At 58.7% G+C, this 24143-nt stretch carries 25 protein-coding genes and 2 tRNA genes; 18 read left to right on the top strand and 9 right to left on the bottom strand.

The window, feature by feature from the left end:
* Positions 1 to 127 precede the first annotated feature (127 nt).
* A complete protein-coding gene (locus tag R84865_RS02460) occupies positions 128 to 910 on the bottom strand; it encodes a DeoR family transcriptional regulator (RefSeq protein WP_435632155.1) in 783 nt (260 codons plus the stop codon).
* Positions 911 to 1488: 578 nt separating this feature from the next.
* Between R84865_RS02460 and R84865_RS02455 the strand changes: the two genes are divergently transcribed.
* The 4 genes from R84865_RS02455 to R84865_RS02440 all read left to right on the top strand — a co-directional run bounded on the left by R84865_RS02455 (position 1489) and on the right by R84865_RS02440 (position 4175).
* The gene (locus R84865_RS02455; RefSeq protein WP_435632154.1) at positions 1489 to 2334 is read left to right on the top strand and encodes an MIP/aquaporin family protein; all 846 of its coding nucleotides are present in this window, start codon (positions 1489 to 1491) and stop codon (positions 2332 to 2334) included.
* Positions 2334 to 3836, top strand: coding sequence for a glycerol kinase GlpK (gene glpK, locus R84865_RS02450; RefSeq protein WP_435638744.1), 1503 nt, complete (start codon positions 2334 to 2336; stop codon positions 3834 to 3836). Before R84865_RS02455 ends, glpK begins: the two co-directional genes overlap by 1 nt.
* A 152-nt stretch (positions 3837 to 3988) precedes the next feature.
* Positions 3989 to 4065: transfer RNA gene (locus tag R84865_RS02445), tRNA-Val, on the top strand.
* Positions 4066 to 4098: 33 nt separating this feature from the next.
* Positions 4099 to 4175: transfer RNA gene (locus R84865_RS02440), tRNA-Val, on the top strand.
* A gap of 234 nt (positions 4176 to 4409) precedes the next feature.
* Here the strand turns inward: R84865_RS02440 and R84865_RS02435 are convergent.
* From R84865_RS02435 to R84865_RS02415, 5 genes are all read right to left on the bottom strand, one after another.
* On the bottom strand, positions 4410 to 5069 hold the full coding sequence (locus tag R84865_RS02435; RefSeq protein ID WP_435638743.1) for an HD domain-containing protein: 660 nt from the start codon (positions 5067 to 5069) through the stop codon (positions 4410 to 4412).
* A gap of 57 nt (positions 5070 to 5126) precedes the next feature.
* Positions 5127 to 5591, bottom strand: a complete 465-nt coding sequence (locus R84865_RS02430) for a GAF domain-containing protein (protein ID WP_435632151.1) — start codon at positions 5589 to 5591, stop codon at positions 5127 to 5129.
* Positions 5592 to 5721: 130 nt separating this feature from the next.
* A complete protein-coding gene (locus tag R84865_RS02425; RefSeq protein WP_435632150.1) occupies positions 5722 to 6540 on the bottom strand; it encodes a MetQ/NlpA family ABC transporter substrate-binding protein in 819 nt (272 codons plus the stop codon).
* 73 nt (positions 6541 to 6613) lie between these two features.
* A complete protein-coding gene (locus R84865_RS02420; protein WP_435632307.1) occupies positions 6614 to 7264 on the bottom strand; it encodes a methionine ABC transporter permease in 651 nt (216 codons plus the stop codon).
* A complete protein-coding gene (locus R84865_RS02415; RefSeq protein WP_435632149.1) occupies positions 7257 to 8306 on the bottom strand; it encodes a methionine ABC transporter ATP-binding protein in 1050 nt (349 codons plus the stop codon). Before R84865_RS02415 ends, R84865_RS02420 begins: the two co-directional genes overlap by 8 nt.
* A gap of 360 nt (positions 8307 to 8666) precedes the next feature.
* On the opposite strand from R84865_RS02415, the gene R84865_RS02410 reads away from it, so the two are divergent.
* From R84865_RS02410 to moaA, 11 genes are all read left to right on the top strand, one after another.
* Positions 8667 to 9278, top strand: a complete 612-nt coding sequence (locus R84865_RS02410; protein ID WP_435632148.1) for a riboflavin synthase subunit alpha — start codon at positions 8667 to 8669, stop codon at positions 9276 to 9278.
* A gap of 207 nt (positions 9279 to 9485) precedes the next feature.
* Entirely contained in the window at positions 9486 to 10043 is a 558-nt protein-coding gene (locus R84865_RS02405) for an adenine phosphoribosyltransferase (RefSeq protein ID WP_435632147.1), read from the top strand.
* Positions 10044 to 10048: 5 nt separating this feature from the next.
* A complete protein-coding gene (gene gpt / locus R84865_RS02400) occupies positions 10049 to 10558 on the top strand; it encodes a xanthine phosphoribosyltransferase (protein WP_435632146.1) in 510 nt (169 codons plus the stop codon).
* Positions 10559 to 10566: 8 nt separating this feature from the next.
* Entirely contained in the window at positions 10567 to 11265 is a 699-nt protein-coding gene (gene ung / locus R84865_RS02395; RefSeq protein WP_435638742.1) for a uracil-DNA glycosylase, read from the top strand.
* Between the two features lie 198 nt (positions 11266 to 11463).
* Positions 11464 to 12093, top strand: a complete 630-nt coding sequence (gene upp / locus R84865_RS02390; RefSeq protein WP_435632144.1) for a uracil phosphoribosyltransferase — start codon at positions 11464 to 11466, stop codon at positions 12091 to 12093.
* A 463-nt stretch (positions 12094 to 12556) separates the two neighbouring features.
* Positions 12557 to 13186, top strand: a complete 630-nt coding sequence (gene mobA, locus R84865_RS02385; RefSeq protein WP_435638741.1) for a molybdenum cofactor guanylyltransferase MobA — start codon at positions 12557 to 12559, stop codon at positions 13184 to 13186.
* 2 nt (positions 13187 to 13188) lie between these two features.
* A complete protein-coding gene (mobB, locus tag R84865_RS02380) occupies positions 13189 to 13779 on the top strand; it encodes a molybdopterin-guanine dinucleotide biosynthesis protein B (RefSeq protein WP_435636863.1) in 591 nt (196 codons plus the stop codon).
* The gene (locus R84865_RS02375; RefSeq protein WP_435638740.1) at positions 13779 to 15020 is read left to right on the top strand and encodes a molybdopterin molybdotransferase MoeA; all 1242 of its coding nucleotides are present in this window, start codon (positions 13779 to 13781) and stop codon (positions 15018 to 15020) included. Before mobB ends, R84865_RS02375 begins: the two co-directional genes overlap by 1 nt.
* On the top strand, positions 15010 to 15837 hold the full coding sequence (moaC, locus tag R84865_RS02370; protein WP_435638739.1) for a cyclic pyranopterin monophosphate synthase MoaC: 828 nt from the start codon (positions 15010 to 15012) through the stop codon (positions 15835 to 15837). The genes R84865_RS02375 and moaC overlap by 11 nt, the downstream gene beginning before the upstream one ends.
* Complete coding sequence (locus tag R84865_RS02365) at positions 15834 to 16289, top strand: molybdenum cofactor biosynthesis protein MoaE (RefSeq protein ID WP_435636866.1); 456 nt, start codon at positions 15834 to 15836, stop codon at positions 16287 to 16289. The genes moaC and R84865_RS02365 overlap by 4 nt, the downstream gene beginning before the upstream one ends.
* Positions 16290 to 16291: 2 nt before the next feature.
* A complete protein-coding gene (gene moaA / locus R84865_RS02360) occupies positions 16292 to 17314 on the top strand; it encodes a GTP 3',8-cyclase MoaA (protein ID WP_435632138.1) in 1023 nt (340 codons plus the stop codon).
* Between the two features lie 41 nt (positions 17315 to 17355).
* Here moaA and R84865_RS02355 read toward each other — a convergent pair whose 3' ends face one another.
* Both R84865_RS02355 and dinB read right to left on the bottom strand, forming a co-directional pair.
* Positions 17356 to 18984, bottom strand: coding sequence for a ribonuclease J (locus R84865_RS02355; protein ID WP_435638738.1), 1629 nt, complete (start codon positions 18982 to 18984; stop codon positions 17356 to 17358).
* Positions 18985 to 19352: 368 nt separating this feature from the next.
* Entirely contained in the window at positions 19353 to 20438 is a 1086-nt protein-coding gene (gene dinB / locus R84865_RS02350; RefSeq protein ID WP_435638737.1) for a DNA polymerase IV, read from the bottom strand.
* A gap of 313 nt (positions 20439 to 20751) precedes the next feature.
* Between dinB and R84865_RS02345 the strand changes: the two genes are divergently transcribed.
* The gene (locus R84865_RS02345) at positions 20752 to 21135 is read left to right on the top strand and encodes a histone-like nucleoid-structuring protein, MvaT/MvaU family (RefSeq protein WP_435632135.1); all 384 of its coding nucleotides are present in this window, start codon (positions 20752 to 20754) and stop codon (positions 21133 to 21135) included.
* 310 nt (positions 21136 to 21445) lie between these two features.
* Positions 21446 to 22288: a 3'(2'),5'-bisphosphate nucleotidase CysQ gene (gene cysQ, locus R84865_RS02340; RefSeq protein ID WP_435638736.1), complete on the top strand. Its 843-nt coding sequence runs from the start codon at positions 21446 to 21448 to the stop codon at positions 22286 to 22288.
* On the opposite strand, the gene R84865_RS02335 is transcribed toward cysQ, so the two are convergent.
* Positions 22227 to 23180, bottom strand: a complete 954-nt coding sequence (locus R84865_RS02335) for a FlhC family transcriptional regulator (RefSeq protein WP_435632133.1) — start codon at positions 23178 to 23180, stop codon at positions 22227 to 22229. The genes cysQ and R84865_RS02335 overlap by 62 nt on opposite strands.
* A gap of 357 nt (positions 23181 to 23537) precedes the next feature.
* Here R84865_RS02335 and R84865_RS02330 point away from each other — a divergent pair, with 357 nt between their 5' ends.
* The gene (locus R84865_RS02330; protein ID WP_435636871.1) at positions 23538 to 24083 is read left to right on the top strand and encodes a histidine phosphatase family protein; all 546 of its coding nucleotides are present in this window, start codon (positions 23538 to 23540) and stop codon (positions 24081 to 24083) included.
* Positions 24084 to 24143 lie beyond the last annotated feature (60 nt).

Here is a 24143-nt window from a genome sequence, read left to right as displayed (position 1 = left end):
GGTCGCAAAAGTGAGAGCGGCGTTAACGAAGGATGGGTGTTCGTTTTCGAACCGCTTCGGTTTCGAAAGTGAACATAAACCAAGGCGGGGGCGTTATCAACCCTCTATTAGATGAAGACGTTGGGGGTTACTCCGCAATGTTTAGTTCGACTTCGTTCGCGCTAAGCACTTGCAGCAGTGAATCAGGCGGCATCGCGTTGGTGAACAGTGCATCGATCTGTCCAATGTTGGCCTGCCTGACCAACGCGCGGCGGCCAAACTTGGAATCGTCGGCCACCAATAGCCGCCGCCGCGAGTTGTTGATGATTGCCTGGGCGACGCGCACTTCGCGGTAATCGTATTCGAGCAGCGAGCCGTCTTCGTTATCGATGCCGCTGATCCCGATAATGCCGAAGTCCACCTTGAATTGATTGATGAAATCGATGGTGGCTTCGCCAATAATGCCGCCGTCATAGCTGCGCACCGTGCCGCCAGCAATAATCACGTTGAAGTCGTCCTTGGGCTGCAAAATCGATGCGACGTTGAGGTTATTGGTAATAATCTCCAAACCACGATGGTTGAGCAGCGCGCGCGCCACCATCTCGGTGCTGGTCCCAATGTTAATAAAAAGCGAGGCGTTATCGGGGATGGCGGCCGCCACTAACTCGGCAATCCGCTGCTTGGCATCGCTATTCTGGCGCTGGCGTGATAGATAAGGCGCGTTGGTGGTGCTCGATTCGTCTCTGCCTGCGCCGCCGTGCACGCGGCGAATGCGGCCATCGCTGGAAAGGTGGTTGAGGTCGCGGCGGATAGTTTGCGGCGTGACTGAAAAGTGCGACGCAAGCTGTTCGATGGTGGCGTAGCCGCGGTCATTGACGATGGCGATAATTTGCTCGTGGCGTGCTTCCTGGCCTGAGCCGCGTTCGTGCATGGTGTCTCCTCAAGTGGTACTGAAATGCGCGGCGCTAACACGCTGCCCGGTCAGTCAGCGGGTGCCAATGGTTAGGTGGAACACCGAGCATGGCTTGTCGTGTCGCCTCTATTCGTGCGCTTTTATATGACAGAGCTTATCGCTATTTCGGAAAACAACAAATGTTACCCGCAAGGCGTGGCGCTATTCGCCCCAGGAATTCCGTGGTCGGTCGCTTGGGCAGCTTTTTGGATGGTATTTAAGTCGCTGTTTTATCGATAGTTGTCGTTTTTTATTGCAGGGTTAAGACCAAAGTATGCCGGCAAATTGGCGTTTATTACTGTGCTGTGTAGCTTGGTTGAGGTAATTTCGTATTCGAAAAAATAAACGGCTTCATGTTGCGGTAATGAACATATGGGCGGCACTCTTTTGCCACATCGCGCGTTGCTGGTAGCGCACCTCGGAATACCGCTGCCAGCGACCAGGATAACGCCAAAAGCAAGTACGTTTCGTTGTTTGTTCCGCTGCGTCGAGCCATGGAACGCGGTCTCGAGATTCATCTGCACGGGCGCCACAGGGCGCGGCAGTGAGGAGCAGTAATGAACAAGCAATTTCTGGGTGAATTGATCTCTGAAGCAGTCGCCGTATTTATCATCATTTCGTTTGGTGGATCGGTTGCCGCCATGCTACTGCTTTATGATCCTAGCCCCTACGTTAACGCCTACTGGGGCGTAGCCATGTGCTGGGGGCTGGCGGTGACCATGGCCATCTACGCGACCGGCTCGGTAACCGGCACCCATGCCAACCCGGCGGTCACTCTGGCGCTGGCGCTATACCGCAATTTCTCGTGGGGCAAGGTGTTGCCTTACTGGGTGGCTCAGGTTATCGGCGGCATCATCGGCGCTGCGTTGGTGTACGCGCTTTACTTCACCGTGATTGATACCTTCAACGAAACGCACCAGCTAACGCGTGAAGCGGGCGGTGCGGCGGGAGTATTCTTTACCGCGCCCGGTCCGTCCATTACGCCAATGCATGCCTTCGTCAACGAGATATTGCTGACCGGCTTCCTGGTCTGCGGTATTTTCGCCATTACCGAACGTTTTAATGAAGTCGCCCCCTCTGCCAACACCGGTGCGCTAATGATCGGCCTGCTGGTGGCATTGATCGGCGCCTCGATGGGTTATCTGGAAGGCTGGGCAATCAACCCCGCGCGTGATCTTGGTCCACGTATTTTTGCGTGGCTGGCGGGCTGGGGTCCTTCGGCCTTCCCGGCGGCTGGCAACTATTGGTGGGCACCCATTGCCGGGCCATTGATTGGCGGCGTGCTGGGCGGTCTTGCCTATCAAGTGCTCATTTATCCTTTCTTGCCTGCGCGTCAGCGCGATCTACTGCACAGCGGTTCTGCACCCACTGCCGGTAACGCCACCGACCTTGGAGACCAATAATGAATAAGCGTTATATTCTTGCCATCGATCAGGGCACTACTAGCTCACGCGCCATTCTGTTCGATCATGCGGGTACGCCAGTGGGGTCTGCACAGCGTGAGTTCTCGCAGCTGTTTCCGCAGCCGGGCTGGGTAGAGCACAACCCGCGTGAGATTATTACTAGCGTATACACCACCATCACAGAAGTGCTCAATAACTACGATGTACGTCCTGGCGAACTGGCCGGGGTGGGTATCACCAATCAACGCGAAACTACTGTGGTGTGGGATCGCAAGACCGGTCAGCCGATTCACAACGCTATCGTGTGGCAGTCGCGTCAGACCAGCGGCGTGTGTGACGAGTTGAAAGATCAGGGCTACGAAGATCTGGTGCGCTCCAAAACGGGGCTGCTGATCGATGCCTACTTCTCAGGCACCAAGGTCAAGTGGATTCTCGATAATGTTGACGGTGCGCGTGAACGTGCGCGGCGCGGCGAGCTGCTGTTCGGCACCATTGACACCTGGGTTATCTGGAACCTGACCCACGGTAAGGTGCATGTCACTGATTATTCGAATGCCTGCCGTACCATGATGTTTAACATCCACACCCTCGAGTGGGATGACGAACTGCTGGCGATGCTTGATGTACCCCGCGAGATGCTGCCGGAAGTACGCAATTCCAGCGAAGTTTATGGTGATACGCGCGGCGAGTACTTCTTCGGTGAAGAGATCCCGATCGCCGGTATTGCTGGCGACCAGCACGCGGCACTGTTTGGGCAAGCGTGTTATGACGCTGGCATGGTCAAGAACACTTATGGCACCGGTTGCTTCATGATGATGAACACCGGCCATGAGCCCGTCGAGTCGAGCAATGGGCTGCTAACGTCAATCGCCTGGGGCCTCGATGGCAAGGTCGAGTATGTGTTGGAAGGATCGATCTTTGTTGCCGGCTCTGTGATCCAATGGATGCGTGACGGCATGCGTATGCTGGGGCGCGCCAGCGATAGTGAAGAATATGCACTGCGCGCTGGCGACAACGGCGGCGTATACATGGTGCCTGCCTTCGTCGGGCTGGGAGCACCGCACTGGCGTAGCGATATTCGCGGGGCGATGTTCGGTATTACTCGTGGCACCAGCAAGGAGCAGTTCATTCGCGCGGGGCTCGAGTCGATGGCCTATCAAACGCGCGACGTGCTGAATGCGATGCTGGCCGATTCCGGCTTGTCGCTGAAAGAGCTGCGCGTTGACGGCGGGGCGATCAACAATGATTTTCTCGGCCAATTCCAAAGCGACATTCTCGATGTGTCGGTGGTGCGCCCCAAAGTAACCGAAACTACCGCGCTGGGTGCCGCGTATCTGGCGGGGCTGGCGACTGGATTCTGGAAGAACCGCGACGAGATCAAGGCGCAGTGGGCGGCGGATAAGGTGTTCGAACCGGAAATCACCGAACAGCAGCGCGACAAGCTCTACAAGGGCTGGCAGCGTGCGGTAGAAGCCACCAAGCTGTTCACCGTTGAGAACTGAGCCGGCCATAAAGGGCGCTGTCGCGGGTGCGGCAGCGCCGTTGGTATTGTTACGCAGGTCATTGCATTTCAACGGAAAACCAGTAGAATAGCGCAGCGCTTAGGCAGCCCCAATAGTGTCGCCAGCGGCATTCAGGGTAGCCAGGCAGCCATAGGACCATAGCTCAGTTGGTTAGAGCGCCACGTTGACATCGTGGAGGTCAGCGGTTCAAATCCGCTTGGTCCTACCAAATGCGCCCAATGGTTTATCCATCGCGCGCCATAGGACCGTAGCTCAGTTGGTTAGAGCGCTACGTTGACATCGTAGAGGTCAGCGGTTCGAATCCGCTCGGTCCTACCAGTTTTCAGCCCCTTGCAGCCTCACGGTTGCAAGGGGTTTTGTTTTGCCTGCAAGGCGAACATGGTTTAGCCGCCGAACCGCCGAACCGCCGAACCGCCGAACCGCCGAACCGCCGAACCGCCGAACCGCCGAACCGCCGAACCGCCGAACCGCCGAACCGCCGAACCGCCCAGCCGCCCAGCCGCCCAGCCGCCAATCAGCCAATTCGATATGCCGCGAGTGAGTATGGAAGGCCTAGCGCTCGCCTGCGCATTCGGCGATAAACTGCTCGCGGAACTCGCGCACCCATTGGCAGCGCGCAGCGGCGATGGTTTTGGCGGTGTTGGTATGCAGAAGACTGGGCAGCGTCAGTAGCTTGGTCTCGATGTGATCGAGGGTGTAGCGGCTGTCGTCGAGCGGGCGCTGCTCGGCCAGCGGGTCGGTGGGGTGGCTAATGGTACGCTGCAATGCGCCGCTAACGTAGAGCATACGAGCGATGCCAATCGCGCCTAACGCATCGAGCCGATCAGCATCCTGAACGATTTTGGCATCGATGGTTTGAGGGGTAATGCCCGCCGAGAAGCTATGCGCCTCGATGGCGTGAGCAACGTCATCGAGCTGCTGAGCAGGAAAATCGTGCTCCTTGAGCGTCTGCACTGCGCACTGGGCAGAACGCCGAGACGCTTCGGCGCGCTGAGGGTGATTCTTGGGCAGGTTGACTAGATCGTGCAGGTAGCAGGCCGCCATCACCACTTGCGGCTGCGCCTCGGGATGGGCAGGCAGTATCTGTTTGGCGGTGGCCCACACGCGCTCAAAATGGCTTATATCGTGAGCGGCATCACCGTCGCTCTGCGCCCCGGCCAGCGCGCGCAAGATGGCCTGCCAGCGTGCTTCTAGTGTCGCGATATCCTGCATGGCGTTGTCCTATGGGTGTCGAGAGAAGCCGAGCGCTGCGAGCGAGAGCGCCGAGCATCAGGCGACGAACGACGGCAGCCGAGTAGCCTTGAGGAACACCTCGCACAAGGCTTCAATACCGGCCTGATCCTGCTCACTGAAGCGCTCTGGCAGCGGACTGTCGATGTCGAGCACGCCCCATAGCTGACCGTCGCTAACCAGTGGTACCACCAGTTCCGAGCGCGATGCCGCATCGCAGGCGATATGCCCGGGGAAGGCGTGTACATCGTCTACGCGCTGAGTGCGCCGCTGGGTGGCCGCCGCGCCGCATACTCCTTTGCTGAAGGGGATCGGGTTGCAGGCCGGGTTACCCTGGAAGGGCCCCAGCGTAAGTAGCTGTGGAGAGCGCTGTAGATAGAAGCCTACCCAATTGAGCGAGGCGATGTTGGTATTAATGAAAGCGGCGGTTTGGGCGCTATTGGTGAGCCAGTCATCGCTATCAAGCAGTGCTTCAAGCTGACGTGCAAGAAGATCGTAGTCCATTGCGTACCTCATGAGACAAACGCTGCGCGCGTGGTAATAAATTTGCGGATCAATAAACAGCAAAGGCCGCCCAATGGCGGCCTTGTCGCGCTGGCAAGCGGGCCGCTTGAGCGCGGCCCGTTATGCCAGATTACTTCCAGCCGGGAATAGCGCCATCGCCAAACAGGTCGTGGGCTTTTTTGGCGACATCGTCAGACTGGTAGGCATCGACCAGGTGGCGAATTTTTTCGCTGTTCTCATCGCCCTTGCGCACCGCAAACAGATTCACGTAGGGCGAGTGGGCATCTTCCTTCAGCAGCGCATCGCTAAGGTGCAGCCCGGCAGGTTCGGCGAAATTGTTATTGATGAAGGCGAGATCCACATCTTCAAGCGAACGCGGCATCTGCGCCGTATCCAGCTCGTCGAACTTGAAGTGATGGGGATTGTCGGTAATGTCGTCGACCGACGAGGTGGGGTCATTGGCATTTTTCAGCTTGATCAGCCCCGCCTTTTCCAGAATCAGCAGCGCGCGTGCGCCGTTGGACGGATCGTTGGAAATCGCGATGGTGGCACCGTCGGGCAGTTCGCTGATCGACTTGTACTTGGACGAGTAGCCACCAATCGGGAAGATAAAGGTGTTGCCGTTAGGCAGCGGCACCAGGTCCAGTCCACGGTCCTTGACCATCGCATCCAGATACGGCTTGTGCTGATAGGCGTTGGTGTCGATGCTGCCGTCGGCCAGCGACGAATTCGGCGCGACATAGTCGTTGAATTCAACAATCTTCACGTTGAGATCGTAGCGCTGTTTGGCAATCTGCTTGGCCATCTCCATCAGCTCTTCTTCCGGGCCTGCCATAACGCCCACGCTAACGGTGTTGGGGTCTTCCTTGTGACCGCCGCAGCCGCTCAAGAAGGCGCTGAGGGCGAGTGCGCCTGCGCCTAGTGCGATTCCCTTGATAGCCCTGTGCATGTGGTGTTCTCCGTTTGATTGTGAAGCGTTGTTAAGCGTGCCCAGCGAATGATGCTGTGCGAATAAGTGCTCATCAGTGGCGCGTACGACGCACCAGCCAATCACCCAGCATTTGGATTGCCTGCACCAGAATCACAATAATGACGACGGTTGCCAGCATTACCACGCTATTGTAGCGATTGTAGCCGTAGTTAATCCCAATTGCGCCGAGTCCGCCAGAGCCCACTGCGCCGGCCATCGCTGAATAGCCGATCAGCGTAATCAGGGTAATGGTCACGGCGGTAATCAGCCCGCCGCGTGCTTCAGGCAGCAGCACCTTGAAAATGATTTGGGAAGGCGTCGCGCCCATCGACTGTGCAGTTTCGATAAGGCCCGGCGATACCTCATTCAGCGAGCCTTCGACCAGGCGTGCCACAAAAGGTATAGCGGCGATGGTCAGCGGCACAATCGCAGCGTTCATGCCGATTGAGGAGCCGACCAGCAAGCGCGTGAAAGGTACGATCGCTACCATCAGAATAATAAAGGGCACCGAACGACCAATATTCACCACCACGCCAAGGATGGCGTGCAGCAGCGGCTGTCTTAGAAAGCGGTCGGGGCGCGTCACGTACAGCGCAATGCCCAGTAAAATGCCGGCCACAATCGAAATGACGCCGCTGATCGCGACCATGATAAGGGTATCGAGGGTCGCCTGGCCCAGGCGGCTCCACATCGCTTCACTCAGTCCCAGCCACATGACCAATGACCTCCAGCGTAATATCCAGGGAAGACAAGTGATCAATCACTTGCTGTGTAGTGGCAGCGTCACCGATCAATTCGGCAATCATCAGGCCTAGCGTCCAGCGCTGAATCGATTCGATGCGTGCTTCGATGATGCTGATATCAATATCGAAGGTGCGCGAAATGTGCGAAATCAGCGGCTTGCTGACCTTGTCGTTGGAGAAGGTCAGGCGCACTACCGGATGGCTGCCCTGTGGGCCAGCAATATCGGGCAGCAGGCGTTCCTTCAGTGATGCGGGAATCTCCAGCGATAGCTGGTCACCGATGAAGTGACGCGCCGCCGCGCTGTCGGGTGCGGTGAAAAACTTGCCTACCGAGGCGGTTTCTACCAGCTTGCCGCCTTCAATCAGTGACACCTGGTCGCAGATGGCTTTGACCACTTCCATCTCGTGAGTAATCAGCAGGATGGTCAGGCCCAGTCGCTGATTGATCTCCTTGAGCAGCTCAAGAATCGAGGTAGTGGTATGCGGGTCGAGCGCTGAGGTGGCTTCGTCGCACAGCAGCACCTGCGGCTCGCTGGCCAGCGCACGGGCAATCGCGACGCGCTGCTTCTGTCCGCCGGACAGCTGGCTGGGATAGCGCTCGCCCATCTGCTCAAGGCCGGTGAGCGCAAGCAGCTCGCTAACGCGCGCCTTGATGGTGTGCTTGGGCGTTTTGGTCAGCTCCAGCGGCAGCGCAATATTGGCGGCCACGGTACGCGATTCGAGCAGATTGAAGTGCTGGAAGATCATGCCGATGCGATGACGCGCTTGGCGCAGTTCGGCGGCGCTTAGCGAGGTCAGCTCTTGGCCGTTGACCACCACACTGCCAGACGTAGGGCGCTCAAGTAGATTGACGCAGCGCACCAGGGTGCTTTTACCGGCACCCGAAAGACCGATAACGCCGCTGATGCTGCCGGCAGGAACTTCCAGATCGATGCCCTGTAACGCGTTGACGGTGTGCGCGCCGCGTCCGTAGCTTTTTACAACGTTGGATAGGGTAATCATGGGCCGTGATGAGAGGGATACATAAGTAGGTGGCGCAATGCCACGACTGACAGGGCCGAGAGTGCGGTGCAGGGCGGGGCGCGCCAAGGGTGACGATACGTCACTGCGCGGAACGGAAAGCCATTCCCCGTTTAGCGGTATTTGCTGCGGCGCCCGCAAGCTGGGAACAAATCAGCGCCTGTCTTGATTGGCTAGCGATTGTAAGTTTCCGTATACGGGGCGTCAATCTGGCCGCAGCGGGTTGCCGCGGCTAGACGCTAATTATCAATGAAAGGGCAACTGACACGATGCCCGCAAGTCGTGCCACAATAAGGGCATTAGCCCCGCTATGGGGCAACATCGAACTCTCAAGGAGGCACCATGTTTACTGGCATTGTGCAGGGAATTGGCGAAGTGGTCGCGATCGATAAGCGCGATGGTTTGCATCACCTCACCGTTGCGTTTCCCGATGGGCTGGAGCAGGGCATCGAACTGGGCGCGTCGGTGGCGCACAATGGCTGCTGCCTGACCGTAGTAGAGGTTAACGATAACCGCGTTGGCTTCGATGCGATGATCCAAACCCTTACGCTGACTAACCTGGGCGACCTGGAAGTGGGCAGTCGAGTCAATCTTGAGCGCGCCGCGCGTATTGGCGACGAAATCGGCGGCCACCTGACCTCTGGGCATATCGCGGGCACTGTTACGCTGAAGGATATCGTCGAGCGTCCGAACAACCGTCGCCTGTGGTTCTCTCTACCTGCTGAGTTTGCGCCCTATGTGCTTGATAAAGGCTTCATCAGCATTGACGGTGCCAGCCTGACCATCAGCGAGGTGGACGGCGAGCGCTTCAGCGTCGATCTGATTCCGGAAACCCTCGAGCGCACGACGCTTCGTGATCGCCAGCCAGGGGATCGCGTTAATATCGAAATCGATCCGCAAACGCAGGCGATTGTGGCGACCGTTGAACGCGTGCTGGCAGGTCGCGCAGGCTAACCCCTGCTGGGTGTGCTGGCGCCGCGCAGGGAATCCTCATGAGGTGCTTAAGCCTGGCGGCGTTTTCGCGTAAACTTACCGCCATTGCGGGGTCTTGCGAAGATCGCGTTCACCCATCAGCCACTGAACGGGTGGTGGCAACCATTATCCGATGTCGAAGGCACGTCGCACGGTGCGTCGCTCCACTGTGCGTGCAGGAGAATTCTGTTGGAAGATACAAAAAGCGTCTACGGCGATTACATCAAGTCGGTGATTCGCACCGTGCGGGATTGGCCGGAGCCGGGCGTCAACTTTCGCGACATTACGCCAGTGCTGCAAAACAGCGCCGCATTTCGCAAACTGATCGATGGCTTCGTTCATCGCTATCAGCAAATGGACATCGATGCGATTGCGGCGATCGATGCGCGCGGCTTTATTATTGGTGCGCCGCTGGCCTACGAATTGGGCTGCAGCTTCGTGCCGGTGCGCAAGAAGGGCAAGCTACCGTTCAAGACCATCAGCGAAACCTACAAGCTCGAATACGGTGAAGCGACCGTCGAGCTGCACTCTGATGCCTTCCGCCCCAACGACCGCATTCTGGTCATGGACGATTTGATTGCTACCGGCGGTACCATGCTGGCCGCTGCCAGTCTGATCGAGCGCACTGGCGGCGTGGTGGTCGAAACCGCCGGGATTATCGATTTGCCCGAGTTGGGTGGCTCAGACGCTATTCGTGCGGCAGGCCACAGCGTTTTCGCTGTGTGCAGCTTCACCGAAACGGAGTAACTGGCATGGCGAAAAGCGATCGTTACCAGCGCTATTTCACGGTCTCGTGGGACCAATTGCATCGTGATGTGCGCGAACTATGTGAGCCGCTATTGCATCACCAGTTCAAAGGCATTGTCGCCATCGCACGGGGCGGCCTGATTCCTGCGGGCCTGATTGCACGCGAACTGGATATCCGACTGGTCGATTCCCTGTGCGTCAAAAGCTACGACAACATGGAACAGCGCAACGACGTTGAGGTGTTGAAGGGCGTTGATCACGATGGCGAAGGTTGGCTATTGGTAGATGATCTGGTCGACACCGGCAAAACCGCTGCGGCGGTGCGACGGATGTTGCCGAAGGCTCATTTCATTACGATTTACGCCAAGCCCGAGGGCCGAGCGCTGGTCGATCAATACCACACTGAAGTGGGCCAGAATTGCTGGATTCAGTTTCCTTGGGATACCGGTTTCTCTTACGTCGAGCCGCTGGTCGAGCGCCACCGCCGTACCGGTGCGGGCGACAGCGACGCCTAGGAGTGTCTATGTCCGTGCCAATGAGCGCCGATTGGGAAGCCGCGCTGCAAACCGAGTTCGATGCGCCCTACATGGCGCAGTTGCGAGCCTTTCTGAAGGCGCAGAAAGAGCAGCACAAGGTGATCTTTCCTCACTCCAGTGACTGGTTTCGCGCGTTCGAGCTAACGCCGCTGAGTAACGTCAAGGTGGTTATCCTCGGTCAGGACCCTTACCACGGGCCGGGGCAGGCGCATGGCCTATGTTTTTCGGTGCGCCCCGAGGTGGCTATCCCGCCGTCGCTGGTGAATATCTACAAGGAGCTGGCGGCCGACGAGGTTAACTTCACGCCGGTAAAGCACGGCTTCCTGGAAAGCTGGGCGCGCCAGGGTGTGATGATGCTCAACAGCGTGCTAACGGTCGAGCAGGGGCAGGCCGGGTCGCACCGCAATCGCGGCTGGGAAACCTTTACCGATCGCGCTATCGAACAGATCAATCGCGAGTGTGACCACGTGGTGTTTCTGCTGTGGGGCAGCTACGCGCAGAAGAAAGCCGCCTTCGTTGATCGCGAGCGCCATTTGGTGCTGCACTCACCGCATCCGTCGCCGCTGTCGGCGCATCGCGGTTTCTTTGGCAATCAGCATTTTTCCAAGGCCAACGCATTTTTGGTGCAGCACGGTATTTCGCCCATTGAGTGGCAGCTCCCCGCTGAGGTGAGCGCCGCTCATTAACACCGTTGGTCCAGCAGGCAGTCGGGACATGGGCAAAAGGCGCGCTGTCGCCTTGTTTCATTAACCGATGCCGCACGATTTCGGTGATTCGGCAGCATGCAGGTTGGAAAGCTTCAGGCGGCCACTGCATGCTGCTTCTTACATCCACGGATAGACCGCTCGTTGGTCGCGTCTACTCGCTCTTTTCAGGACATCCTCATGAGTGTTCACGATATTCAGCACCCGCTGATCAAACACAAAATCGGCTTGATGCGTGCCGAAGGCATCAGCACCAAGCATTTCCGCGAGCTTGCCAGCGAGGTCGCTACGCTGCTGACCTACGAAGCCACCAAGCACCTTGAGCTTGAAGCTCGCAGTATTACCGGCTGGACTGGCGAGGCGCTGTCGGTCGATAAGATCAAGGGCAAGAAGGTTACCGTTGTACCAATCCTGCGCGCAGGCATTGGCATGCTGGAAGGCGTTACCACGCTGATTCCCAGCGCGCGCATCAGCGTAGTGGGGCTTTACCGGAACGAGGACACCCTCGAGCCGGTGCCGTACTTCGAGAAGTTTGTCTCCGACCTGCACGAGCGTACTGCGCTGGTGATCGATCCGATGCTGGCCACCGGTGGTTCGGTTATCGCCACGCTCGATATGCTGAAAGAACGCAACTGCCGCGATATCAAGATTATCGTGCTGGTCGCTGCGCCCGAGGGCATCAAGCGCGTGCTCGAAGCACATCCTGATGTCGAGATATTCACCGCGTCGGTCGACGACCATCTCGACGAACACGGCTACATCGTGCCGGGGCTGGGTGATGCCGGCGACAAGATTTTCGGCACCCATTAATAGCAGCGGGCCGCGAGTAGCGGTCACCACTTCAGGGCCATTGCTCGAGCGCCTTCGTTGCAGCGCCACCGCTTCAGGGCCATTGCTCTAGCGGATGCCTACCAAGGCGCGGCGACTCGCGGCGCGGCCCTCAGCGGTCTCGGTAGGGCTGCCGCGCTCTTGGCTGCGAAGCGTTGAACGGGGCCGCTCAGCGGTTTCCAGAAATGCGCATCAGCGGTCTGGACAGAACCTGCCACCGAGTCGTGCGTTAAGCCGTTGCTCGGATGGTGCATACTCTTGCCGTTGATCTGCTGCAGCAGCAGGATCAGGTGTCCGTTCGTACTATCCTCCAGCGGCCGCCGTTAGCGGCTGTTGTCGTTTATGGGCGGCGCGATCGGCAAGGATCGATAGGTGCGAGCAGTGCTCCTTCAGCGCAGCCTCGTATCGATGCCGAGCGATGTCTTTTCAGCATGAGGAACCCGCGATGTGCGCTCAATCGTTTTCTTCATCGCCGCGTGCCAGCGTGGCAGCCATTGTGCTGGCGGGAGGAGAAGGGCGTCGCTTGGCGCGCGGTGAAAAAGCGCTGGTCGAGCTGGCCGGCCGCACTTTGCTGGAGCACGTGATTGCGCGGGTGGCGCCTCAGGTTCAGGCGCTGGCGATTAGCGCCAATCGTGCTTTCGAGCGCTATCGCCAGCTAACGCAACTTCCGCTGCTGGCCGATGCCGCAGATGAGCAATGTCAGGGTCCACTGGCGGGCATTGCGCAGGCGCTCGATTTCTTCCCGCAGACTGACTGGGTGTTAACGGTCCCCTGCGATACACCGTTGCTGCCGCTTGATCTGGTCGATACGCTGGTGGCGCACGCAGCACCTGATAGCGACGTGATATACGCCTGCGACGCTGAGCGCGCGCACTACACCATAGCGCTGTGGCGCCCGAATCTGGCACCGCGGGTGCATCGGGCGTTGGGCAGCGGCGAGCGGCGCGTGCGGGGCGTTATCGAGCAGTGTCGTGCTACTGCGGTGCGTTTCGAACACAGCGCAGAGTTTATCAACGTTAACGGTGATGCCGAGCTAGACGCAGTGGCCGCACGTTTGGCGCTTGCCCAGAGGTAACCATGTCACCAACCAACTCCCCTTCATCCCGCCCCCTATTACTAGGGGTTGTAGGTTTCAGCGGAGCGGGAAAGACTACCCTGTTGGAAAAACTGCTGCCGTTGCTGCGCGAAGCTGGCGAGCGCTGCGCCGTGATCAAGCATGCTCACCACGACGTTGATGTCGACACGCCCGGCAAGGATAGCTACCGCTTGCGCAAGGCGGGAGCGGTGCCGATGCTGCTGGCGTCGGCGCAGCGCTACGCCATCATGGTGGAAACGCCAGGAGCAGATGAGCCCGGTCTCGATGAGCTGGTCGAGCAATTGTTGCCCCATGCGCCATCGCTGATTTTAGTCGAGGGCTTCAAGCATGCCGCTATTCCCCGCGTGGAAGTGTTTCGTGCAGCGCTCGGCAAACCGCTGCTGGCCCGTGACGATGCCCAGATCATTGCCATCGCGGCACCGACGGTGGAAGAAGTAGTTGGGCAAGGTGCAGCACCGGTTAGGGCGGGGGCGGATTCCATCGGCGAGCCCGAGCTACTGCCGCTTGATCACCCCGCACACATTGCTCAGTGGATAGCGCACTGGGCAAGTCAGCAAAGGGAACAGCGCTGATGACACAGCCACGTATCAGTGTCGCCGAGGCGCGCCAGATGCTGCTGGCAGCGATGGGCGACGCGCTGCCGCCGGCCACTCAGCGAGTGGCGCTGGCGCAGGCGCAGGCCGTCGGGCGCTGTCTCGCCAGCGACATCAAGGCACCGCTGGATATACCGGAAGCAGATATCTCAGCAATGGACGGTGTAGCTTTCACCGCACAGCAGGCGGGCACTAAGCAGCCGTTACGTATCGTTGGGAAAAGTCTTGCTGGGCATCCTTGTAAAACGCCAGTGGCTACCGGAGAAGCCGTCGAGATCGCCACCGGCGCTTGGCTGCCAGAGGGCTGCGATAGCGTGATGCCGATTGAAGCGTGCCGCTTCGACCATCAGCAGGTGTGGCTCGAGCAACTGCCTCAGGTGGGCCGCAACGTGCGGCGTCGCGCTGAGGTAGTGGCGCGCGGGGCGGTGGTGATCAGCGCTGGAGAATGCCTCGATTTTCGCCACATCGCGATGCTGGCTGCGCTGGGCATCGAACAAGTCGAAGTGACGCGGCCGCTGCGGATAGCGCTATTTTCCAGCGGCGACGAGCTCAGCGGGAGCTCCGCCAGCGGTTCGCAGCAAGCACGCTTTGACGCTAACTCCCCGATGCTGGCGGCCCTGCTGCAATGCTGGGGGGGAGAGGTCAGCGTGTGCGGTGTGCTTGAAGATAGCCCCGCAGCAATTGCCGAGCGTCTCGATGCCGCCGCGCAGCACGCAGATATGCTCATTACCAGCGGCGGCATTTCGCGCGGCCCGCATGACTACGTGCGCGATGTGCTCGCCGAGCATGGCATTGTGCCGCAGCGAATGGCCCATAAGCCCGGGCAGGCGCTGGCGTTTGGACGTTGGCAACAGGTGCCGCTGATAGCCTTACCGGGGAATCCTTTGGCGGCGCTGGGCTGCTGTGTTCAACTGGTAAGACCCGCGCTGACGCACCTCAGCGGCACGGCTGATCCGATGCCCACGCTGGCAGCCACGCTAGCCGCTCCTGTTAGTGGTCGCGCTGGACGCAGTGAGCTGCTGCTTGCGCGCTATTGGGCCAACGAAGAGGGGCGGCTGTACGCGCTTCCGCTGGCGAAACAGAATTCCCATCAGCTTGATGCATTGCTGCAGGCAAGCTGTCTGATTGAACTCGACGAGCACACCAGCCGGTTAAGCGAAGGTGAGCGGGTAGTGATTCACCCGCTGGTGGCGCTGTCTGGAGGTAACCATGGCCAATGAATCTCTCTCGCATCTTGATCAGCGCGGCCACGCGCATATGGTCGACGTGGGTGAAAAGGCCGTTAGCCAGCGTACTGCGATTGCTTCCGGCCATGTGCGCATGGCGCCGAACACCTTGGCGTTGCTGGCCGATGATGCGATGCCCAAGGGCGATGTGCTGGCGACCGCTCGGATTGCGGGAATTCAGGCGGCCAAGCGCACTTCCGAGCTGATTCCGCTGTGTCATTTGCTAGCGCTGTCATCGGTGAAGATCGACTTCGTGCTCGATAGCGAGCTGCCGGGCGTGCGTATTCAGGCACGCTGTAAAATGGAAGGACGCACCGGTGTCGAGATGGAAGCGCTGACCGCGGTATCGGTGGCGGCGTTAACGCTGTATGACATGTGCAAGGCGGTCGACAAGGCGATGGTGATTGGCGCTGTCCAGCTCGAACATAAAGAGGGCGGCAAATCCGGTGATTGGCACCGTAAGACCGCCGACGATGCTCAGCCAGCGCCAGATCAGCCGATTCCGCCGGCCAGCAGCGCTACATCAAGCGAGCCGAGCGCGCCTGCCCGCCACGCGGCGCATATCACCGTGCTGCTGTTTGCAGCGCTGCGCGAAGCGCTGGGAGAGCAACGCCTCGAGCTTCCCTTCAGTGAATTGACGTCGCCCACCCTGGACGGCCTGAAACAAGCCCTCGTCGCGCGCGATCCGCGCTTCTCAGCGCTGTACGACCAACAGGTGTTGAGCGCCGTCAATCAGCGTATATGCAAGGGCGATACGCCGCTCAGCCCGGGTGACGAAGTGGGTTTCTTTCCACCGGTGACGGGCGGATGATCTATATCGCCGTACAGCCCGAGCCGTTCGACGCGGCCCAGATTGAGCAGCAGTTGCTGGCAGAGCGACGCGATATCGGTGCGGTGGTATCGTTTAGCGGGCGCGTACGCGATTTCAGCGAAGTATCCAACGTGACTGCGCTGACGCTTGAGCATTACCCCGGCATGACCGAACAGGCGCTCGCCGAGCTGGCCGAGCAGGCCCGCCAACGCTGGTCGCTGAGCGGCGTGGCCTTGGTACATCGGGTGGGGCGGCTGGCCGCGGGCGATCAGATTGTGCTGGTGATGACGCTCGCTGCACATCGCCGCGATGCCTTCGCTGGTTGTGAATTTCTGATTGACCGCCTGAAGACCGCCGCGCCATTCTGGAAAAAAGAGCATCTGGGCGATAGCGAGCGCTGGGTCGCAGAACGTCATGGCGACATCGACGCCAGCCGCCGCTGGGAGGAGTAACCATGGAGACCGAAGCGAGCGAGCAGACAAGCAGCGAACTGGTCGATAGCTTTGGCCGCAGGATTCGCTATTTGCGGCTATCGATTACCGATCGCTGTGATTTTCGCTGCGTCTATTGCATGAGTGAGGAAATGACCTTCCTGCCGCGTCAGCAGCTGCTGTCGATTGAAGAGCTTCTGATGGTTGCGCAGCGGTTTGTGGCGCTGGGTGTCGAGAAGATTCGTATTACCGGCGGCGAACCGTTGGTCAGGCAAGGGCTCGAGACGCTGATGCGTGGGCTGGGCGCGCTCAAGCAGCACGGCCTAAAGGAGCTGGCAATTACGACCAACGGCTCGCAACTGCCGCGTCATGCCGCCATGCTCAGGCAAGCGGGCGTTGACCGCCTGAACATCAGTCTCGACTCGCTCGATCCTGCGCGCTTCAAGCAACTGACCCGTACCGGCAAGCTTGAGCAGGTGATTGGCGGTATCGAGGCCGCACAGGCGGCGGGCTTTAGCGATATCAAGCTAAATGCGGTGGTGCTAAAGGGGCGTAACGAAGATGAAGTGCTCGATCTGGTCGAGTTCGCTCGCGAGCGCAAGCTCGATATCAGCTTTATCGAAGAAATGCCGCTGGGCGAGGTGTCGGATCACGGACGCGGGGAAACCTACTTCTCTAGCGATGATGTGCAGGCCGCCATCGAAACCCGCTATCCGCTGTGGCCCACCGCGCAGTCAACGCTGGGGCCATCGCGCTACTTCCGTATGCCTGGCAGCAGCACTCGTGTGGGTTTTATTTCGCCCCATAGCCATAATTTCTGCGCTTCCTGCAATCGCGTCAGAGTGACGGCGGAAGGGCGCTTGCTATTGTGCCTTGGCAACGAGCATTCGAAGGACCTGCGCGCGGTACTCAGACGCCACCCCGGCGATGAGCAGCGGCTGGAGAAAAGCATTATCGACGCCATGCAGCTAAAACCGTGGCGGCATCACTTCACCACCGACGGCGATGTGCAGGTGGTACGCTTCATGAACATGACCGGCGGCTAGCGAGTGTCACAATGACCTGGCCTTGGCCGGCAGTCGGCTGGCTAAGCCGACACATCCACCACGTCCAGATAGAGGCGGCCTGCGCGCTGGCGGCGATTGGCGAGCCAGTGAGTCAGCTGATCGCTCAGCAATGTACGCAGTTCTCGCAGCGATACCGCCCCTAGCGCCGGCAATTGGTCGTCGAGCCAGTCGCTCAGCGCTTCTTCATCGATTGCCACGCCGGGCGGTGGGTCGACAATGGTGCGTCCGACCCGCGACCAGCCGCTTTGATCACCCAGCACTGAAATGACCACCCGCAGTCCATGCCGCGTATCGCGGCGCACGTCGCGCTGTTGGTTGATCAGGCGTGGTGAGAGCGTCAGGCGATCCGCTTGCTCAAGGGTGTCGCCGGTCCAGCGCAGCCAATCGCCATCGCTCGGGGTGTGCTCGCCATCAATGCCGAGCTGCTGTGCCAGCGCCAGATGCGCACACTGGTGAGCCTCGGTGCCGTGCACTGGCAGCAGGTGGCGGGGCTTTATCCAATGATAGAAGGTGCGCAGCTCGTCCTGCGCCGGATGCCCCGACGCATGCAGATCAGGATGGTTGTGTTCATCCATCACGGTGATGTTGCGCTGCTTCAGCGCATTGACCAACGCCGCAATCGGCTGTTCGTTGCCGGGAATCACGCGCGAAGAGAAAATTACCGTGTCGCCTTCTTCCAGCTCCAGATCACGCATACGGTTATGAGCCAGACGCGCTAGCGCAGCACCAGGCTCGCCCTGACTGCCGGTCGCCATCAGCAGCACTTCGTTGGCCGGCAGATAGCCCGCATCCTTGAGCGGTACAATGGTGGGTAGCTCCTCCAGATAGCCGCAGCTTTTGGCGATGTGCACCATCCGCTGCATGGCGCGCCCGGCCAGCACCAGCCGACGACCGGTGGCGCGCGCAATCAGACCGGCCGAGTGAATGCGGGCCAGGTTACTGGCAAAACTGCTGATCACCACGCGCCCGGTCAGCGGCGCAATGGCTTCCTGCAGTGCGCTAAGCACCTCGGCCTCGCTGGCCGAGTGGCCCGGCTGCATGGCATTGGTAGAGTCTCCCACCACTAGGTCAATCGCGCCCAGCGCTCGAAACTGCGCTTCATTGATGGGCGGCCCCAGCAGCGGGGCAGGGTCGAGCTTCCAGTCGCCGGTATGCAGTATGCGGTGACGCCCAGCGCTAATAAGTAACGCTGCGCTTTCAGGAATCGAGTGGGTGACCGGCAGCGGGCGAATGTCGAATTCCCCCTGCTCGAAGGCCTCGCCCGGCTCGAACACGCGAATCGCACTGGTATCCAGCCCATGCTGGGCGAAGCGATGAGTCAGCAGACCTGCCGCCAGCGGCGATGCCCAAATTGGACAGCCCCAGCGTGGCCACAGCCACACCACCGCCCCAAGATGATCCTCGTGACCATGGGTGATGATCAGCGCTTCGGGAGTGATATTACGATCCTTCAGGGCTTGACCATCCGGGACCTGCAGCGGTGAATCCGGCAAATCCTGATGAATCATCATGCCGCAGTCGACCGCTATCCAACGACCGTTATGGCCGTATAGCGTAAGGTTCATGCCGATTTCGCCGCATCCCCCCATCAACAGGATGTCGAGGGGTGGGCGTTTGCGAGGACGGATGGATACCTGATGGTCGCTCATGGAATGCCTTATTACTGTGCGGATGCCGGGTGACAGCACGGTGGTGAGTGCTGCCTGCCCCAAGGCGTTACCTTTACTATACGCAACAGCAACCGTAGCAGGAAAGGCGTGCGGCCAAGGAGTGACACGCAAATAGCAACAAGAGGGTGCCAGCAGCGGCCAGTCGTTGGTGTTAGCGCGCAGTAGGGCATCTGCTCATTATCGCATCAGCAGCGACCAGCAATGCCATATCGCAACCTATCAGCAGCGGAGAATGAACAGCGCCCGAACGGTAGCGCCACCGTGGTGAGCGATGCTCGCCTAAGCGGAGGGCGCATAGGGCGTGGCGTCTGGGTGTGATCGTCTGGATGGGGCTGCTCGGGGGCCAGCTACTGGTACTCTGGTACAGAAGAGGCTTCGTCGGGGGCGGTGCTGAACAGCCCTAGCTGGCGGCTGTCCTCGGAATCGCGCAGCCTGATCCCAACCCCCACCAGCCTGACCGGCCGCTGGCCGCGCTGCCAGGCGCGTTCGAACAGCTCGGCAAAATTGGCGATCGAGGGCAGCATCGCACTGCTTTCCAAGGTAGTGGTAGTGAAATCGTTAAACCGTAGCTTGACGAAAATCTTGCTGGAAGCGGGGTTACCATGGCGATCAATGCGCGCGGTCAGTTTGTCGACCATGGTCGACAGTTCCTGCTCGATCACCTGCGCCGGGGTGAGATCACGATCGAAAGTATTCTCGGCGCTGATCGATTTGCGCTCGCGATGCACCTTGATCTCGCGGTGATCGATACCACGGCTCAGCTCATACAGGCGCTGGCCGAATTTGCCGAAGCGATCAAGCAGCATCGGAAGGGCGCAGCGGCTCAGTTCGGTACAGGTGGTGATATCCAGCTGTTTGAGGCGCTGTGCCGTGGCCGGCCCCACGCCAGGCAATTTGTCGACGCCCAGTTCGGCAACAAAGGCATCGACCTGCTCGGGTGTAATCACGAATAGCCCGTCGGGCTTGCGCCAGTCGCTGGCAATTTTGGCAAGAAACTTGTTAGGCGCCACGCCGGTCGAGACTGTAATACCGGTTCTGCGCAGCACCTCCTTCTTTAGCCACTGTGCCATCCAGGTGCCGCTGCCCTTGAAACGCTCGACGTCGCTGATATCAAGATAGGCTTCGTCGAGCGATAGCGGCTCGACCTGCTCGGTAAGCTCCTTGAAAATGGCCATGATCTGCGCAGAGACCTCGCGATAGCGATCGAAGTCGGGCTTGATCAAGGTGAGCTGCGGGCACAGGCGCAGTGCCTGAGCACTCGACATGGCTGAGTGAATGCCGAAAGTGCGTGCGGGGTAGTTGCAGGTGGCGATGACGCCCCTGCCTTCCGGACGGCCGCCGACAGCAATAGGGATATCGCGCAGCTCAGGGCGGTCGCGCATCTCTACCGCAGCGTAAAAACAGTCACAGTCGGCGTGAAGGATTTTCTTCATAGCGCTATGATCGCGCTTATATGGATGGATGTCCAGTAAGGAGGGCTGGCGTTTCCTCATTCAAGAGGGGGCGATGTGGTGTGCTATATGCAAAATGTATGAATGTGATAGCACATGCTAATTATTTAGCATTCAGAAAGTTTATCTTGTTGCTTTGAGATTCAATATCGTTATAAAAACGCTTCTCTCATTTGATGTAAGGGATGTATACTCTTTATTGGTAATGCATAGTGCTCGTTAAACGCGTAACGCTCTTGCGTTCCACTGCCCACATACGTTGCATGTGTTATGCAATCCGGTTGGAGTTATAAAAATGTCGTTATTGAGTGACTATCTTCTCAAGGAACAGCAGGTCAAGGCGCTACGCGAAGAATTGCAGCGTCTTGAACGCGATGAGCGTTTGCAGTCCGAGCTTGAATTCAAGAAAAAACTTGAAAGCTTGATGGAAGAATTTGGCAAGAATATTTCGGATGTGATTGCTATTGTTGATCCAAAGGGCGATCTCAGTAGTTCGGTAAAAGCCGCTCCCACCAAAACCGGTGGTACTCGCCGCAAGCGCAAGCTGAAGATCTATCGTAACCCGCACAGCGGTGAGGTGATCGAAACACGTGGGGGCAATCATAAGGTCCTCAAGGCCTGGAAAGAGCAGTATGGCGGCGATACGGTTGAAGGATGGGTAGAAGACACCCAGGTTTGATCGATGCGTTAATGGCGTCGGTGCAAGTTATAAACAGCGCCCATTCGTAGCCTTTGTTCTGTGTCAAATAGATAACCGTCAGCGATAGTCGCTGGCGGTTTTTTCGTTATACGCAGGCATGAGTGTGTGTATGCATAGATTATTCGATAGAAAATTGCGTTTTGAATCATGCTAAACGCAGCCATATAATTTCAATGCTAACAATATGACGGTCACAATAAATGCGCCGCTACATAGAGGCGATGTTGTTACTTAGATAGTCGCGACTAGGCTTCCGACAACCGGCGTATTTAAGGAATAATGGCGGAACATGACTCTAATTTCTGATCAATTGCTTAAGGAATGGCAGTCGTTATTAATCGATATTGCCTGTCAGGCAGGCGATGCAATATTGGCCATTTATCGAAATGGTCACTCGATATCGGTTAGTCATAAAGAAGATCACTCGCCCGTTACCGAGGCTGATAAAGCAGCGCATCAGATTATCGTTAATCGCCTGGCCCAGTTGTCTCCGGCGCTGCCGGTGCTTTCGGAGGAATCTTCGCCGCTCGACATCGACAACCGCCTGCAGTGGCAGCAGTTCTGGTTGGTCGATCCGCTCGATGGTACGCGTGATTTTCTGCGTCGCAACGATGAGTTCACGGTGAATATCGCGTTGATTGATGCAGGGAAGGTGGTGCTGTCGGTGGTGGTAGCTCCCGCGCTGAACGACGGCTACACCGCATGTCGTGGAGAATCCGCATGGCGCTTTCATCCTCCGCACTATCGTGCCACCCGCACCGACATCACCGCACGTCCTTGGCGTAACGCAAACACCTTGAGAGTCGTTGAAAGCCGCTCGCACGGGCGCGGTATTCCTGAGCCATGGCAGGCCCGGCTACCGCCGTATCAGCGCGTAGCAATGGGGAGTTCGCTGAAATTCTGTGCGATTGCGCGCGGCGACGCTGATCTCTACGTCAGGAGCGGGCCAACCAGTGAGTGGGATACGGCAGCTGCTCAATTTGTGCTCGAGCAGGCGGGCGGAGCAGTGAGGTCGTTGCAGGGGATGCGGGTGGAAGGAGCGCTTTCTTACAATCAGCGTGATACGTTGATTAACCCTTCTTTTGTGGCGCTTGCGCCGGGCCTCGAGGCGCTGTTTGAATCCTGGCAGTAGCCGCTCTATCGTGCGGTGTTTTGCCTTGTTTGTAATGACCGGCCCGCGAGGGCGGAGCGCACAGCCCGCAGCGGAAGCTTTGCTGCGGAGCATTGGCGTAATCAACAAACAACCGCCCGCAGCGTGTGCAGCGCGTCATTTGCAGCAAGTGGCTTTCCAGAAAGCGCAGCAGTGTCCAGGCTCGCGTCATCGATAGCAGCGCCTCTGCCGGAGGCGCTTCCTGCCAGTTAAGGTAGTGGCGATAGCTGCTTAGCAGTAGTTCGGTACTGCATTGCATCGACAGGCTCTCGAGACGGCGGTGATAGTTGAGAAACACCGATGAATGGATATTGGCGCGCCACTGCAGAAACCAATCCGTGGCAAAGGGCAGGGTGCCCTTGGGTAACGGTTTGCCGGTCATTTCGCGGTAAAGGCGGGCGACGCGTGCGTAGGGAATATTCAGGCTTTGCAGGATTACCGAAGGTCGCGCCCCCAGCTTGATCATCTCGATGGCGAGGGTCTGTTCACGCGTTTGATCGATCAGAGACGCATTGGGCCCTTGGTTGGGATCGCTGTCGTGCGTTCTGCCCGGAAGACTGCAGCGGTTGTCGGTCATGTGCAGGGTACGCTGGGCGTGATAAATCTCCTGGTGCCTAGGGGTTTTATCGCGCCACTCCAACAACCGCGTCTCGTCGAGAGCGAGCGCGCAGATCAGTCGGTTGGTGCGACTGATAGCGACGATTTGCTCGATGGGCATGTCGGCAACCAGATCGGCCAGCGGCTCGTCCATCCCTAGCTGCAGCATCGCCAGCGGCTTGTTTTTGATAATCAGCTCGCGCGCCAGCATCAAGTAAGCAATATTGTGGTTGTGGATGGCGCTTAGTTGATCGTCGTCAGCGGAGTGTGAAGTCATGTCTGAAGTGCCAAAGGGGTATCTCAACCATACGTCGGAGTGCGCGATCGCTGTCAGCGACGCGATAGGCGCTAAGGTGATGCTGCTCCGGTGATACCGGTTATCGGTGAGTGGTGAGCGCAGTACGGGCATGAGCCGGCACGATTGCGCAAAATGCACATTATGCGGTGTATTGGGAGTCCGAACAGTCCTATCGGCACGATCGTCGCGAACTGTTCCTATTACTGTAGTCTTTTCTTAAGGATTCTATCAGCTTTTGCGCGATGGTCTTGCTGGACAGCTTGTTCCCGGTGTTAAGGTGGCACTTCGCTTAAGCAATGCCTGGATCGCTGCCAATGAAACTGAAGAGAGTGAGAAATGGAACTGGTCGAAAAGCCGTTCTTGTTTATCCGCCACGGCGAAACCTACCACAACCGCGCGCGTGTTATTGCCGGTAGTCGGGATGTGCGGTTGACGTCGAAGGGGCAGCTGCAGGCGATCGCTGCGCGTGCGGCGTTGCTGCGTTGGGAAGGTGAGATCGTCGCGGCCAGTTCGCTGCGGCGTGCCGTGCAAACGGCTGAATTAGCGCTACCAGGGCATCGCGTAGCCACCTTTGAGGGCTTGCGCGAACGTAATTGGGGGCCGCTCGAGCTTGGGCCCGTGCTGGATAGCATGCCCTATCTTGATCCGCCCGCCGGGGCCGAGCCGTGGGATGCCTTCGTTGAGCGAGTTGGCGTGACGCTCAATCAACTGCTTGAGCGCTATCACCATCCCATCGTGGTAGCGCATTCGGGGGTGTTCAGGGCCATTCGCCAGCTAACGCATGGCTCGCATCGCGGCGAGAGCGCGCCTAACGCGTTGCCCATCGAGGTGCTTCCTGCTGATGCTCACCATCCACAATGGCGCTTTGAAACACCCTCATAGGCGACGAAAAGCGGGTGGCGCTCGCGCCAATGTCGGTTATGCTTGCCAGGGAAATACAGC

It is taken from the genome of Carnimonas bestiolae (assembly GCF_051251145.1).
Lineage (GTDB): Bacteria > Pseudomonadota > Gammaproteobacteria > Pseudomonadales > Halomonadaceae > Carnimonas > Carnimonas bestiolae.
Note: the sequence above shows the minus strand (reverse complement) of the source record. Positions and strands in the feature narration are given on the sequence as shown.

Coding starts and splice junctions, on each gene's coding strand:
- R84865_RS02460 (WP_435632155.1), bottom strand. CDS start 910: ATGCACGAACGCGGCTCAGGCCAGGAAGCACGCCACGAGCAAATTATC.
- R84865_RS02455 (WP_435632154.1), top strand. CDS start 1,489: ATGAACAAGCAATTTCTGGGTGAATTGATCTCTGAAGCAGTCGCCGTA.
- glpK (WP_435638744.1), top strand. CDS start 2,334: ATGAATAAGCGTTATATTCTTGCCATCGATCAGGGCACTACTAGCTCA.
- R84865_RS02435 (WP_435638743.1), bottom strand. CDS start 5,069: ATGCAGGATATCGCGACACTAGAAGCACGCTGGCAGGCCATCTTGCGC.
- R84865_RS02430 (WP_435632151.1), bottom strand. CDS start 5,591: ATGGACTACGATCTTCTTGCACGTCAGCTTGAAGCACTGCTTGATAGC.
- R84865_RS02425 (WP_435632150.1), bottom strand. CDS start 6,540: ATGCACAGGGCTATCAAGGGAATCGCACTAGGCGCAGGCGCACTCGCC.
- R84865_RS02415 (WP_435632149.1), bottom strand. CDS start 8,306: ATGATTACCCTATCCAACGTTGTAAAAAGCTACGGACGCGGCGCGCAC.
- R84865_RS02410 (WP_435632148.1), top strand. CDS start 8,667: ATGTTTACTGGCATTGTGCAGGGAATTGGCGAAGTGGTCGCGATCGAT.
- gpt (WP_435632146.1), top strand. CDS start 10,049: ATGGCGAAAAGCGATCGTTACCAGCGCTATTTCACGGTCTCGTGGGAC.
- ung (WP_435638742.1), top strand. CDS start 10,567: ATGTCCGTGCCAATGAGCGCCGATTGGGAAGCCGCGCTGCAAACCGAG.
- upp (WP_435632144.1), top strand. CDS start 11,464: ATGAGTGTTCACGATATTCAGCACCCGCTGATCAAACACAAAATCGGC.
- mobA (WP_435638741.1), top strand. CDS start 12,557: ATGTGCGCTCAATCGTTTTCTTCATCGCCGCGTGCCAGCGTGGCAGCC.
- mobB (WP_435636863.1), top strand. CDS start 13,189: ATGTCACCAACCAACTCCCCTTCATCCCGCCCCCTATTACTAGGGGTT.
- R84865_RS02375 (WP_435638740.1), top strand. CDS start 13,779: ATGACACAGCCACGTATCAGTGTCGCCGAGGCGCGCCAGATGCTGCTG.
- moaC (WP_435638739.1), top strand. CDS start 15,010: ATGGCCAATGAATCTCTCTCGCATCTTGATCAGCGCGGCCACGCGCAT.
- R84865_RS02365 (WP_435636866.1), top strand. CDS start 15,834: ATGATCTATATCGCCGTACAGCCCGAGCCGTTCGACGCGGCCCAGATT.
- moaA (WP_435632138.1), top strand. CDS start 16,292: ATGGAGACCGAAGCGAGCGAGCAGACAAGCAGCGAACTGGTCGATAGC.
- R84865_RS02355 (WP_435638738.1), bottom strand. CDS start 18,984: ATGAGCGACCATCAGGTATCCATCCGTCCTCGCAAACGCCCACCCCTC.
- dinB (WP_435638737.1), bottom strand. CDS start 20,438: ATGAAGAAAATCCTTCACGCCGACTGTGACTGTTTTTACGCTGCGGTA.
- R84865_RS02345 (WP_435632135.1), top strand. CDS start 20,752: ATGTCGTTATTGAGTGACTATCTTCTCAAGGAACAGCAGGTCAAGGCG.
- cysQ (WP_435638736.1), top strand. CDS start 21,446: ATGACTCTAATTTCTGATCAATTGCTTAAGGAATGGCAGTCGTTATTA.
- R84865_RS02335 (WP_435632133.1), bottom strand. CDS start 23,180: ATGACTTCACACTCCGCTGACGACGATCAACTAAGCGCCATCCACAAC.
- R84865_RS02330 (WP_435636871.1), top strand. CDS start 23,538: ATGGAACTGGTCGAAAAGCCGTTCTTGTTTATCCGCCACGGCGAAACC.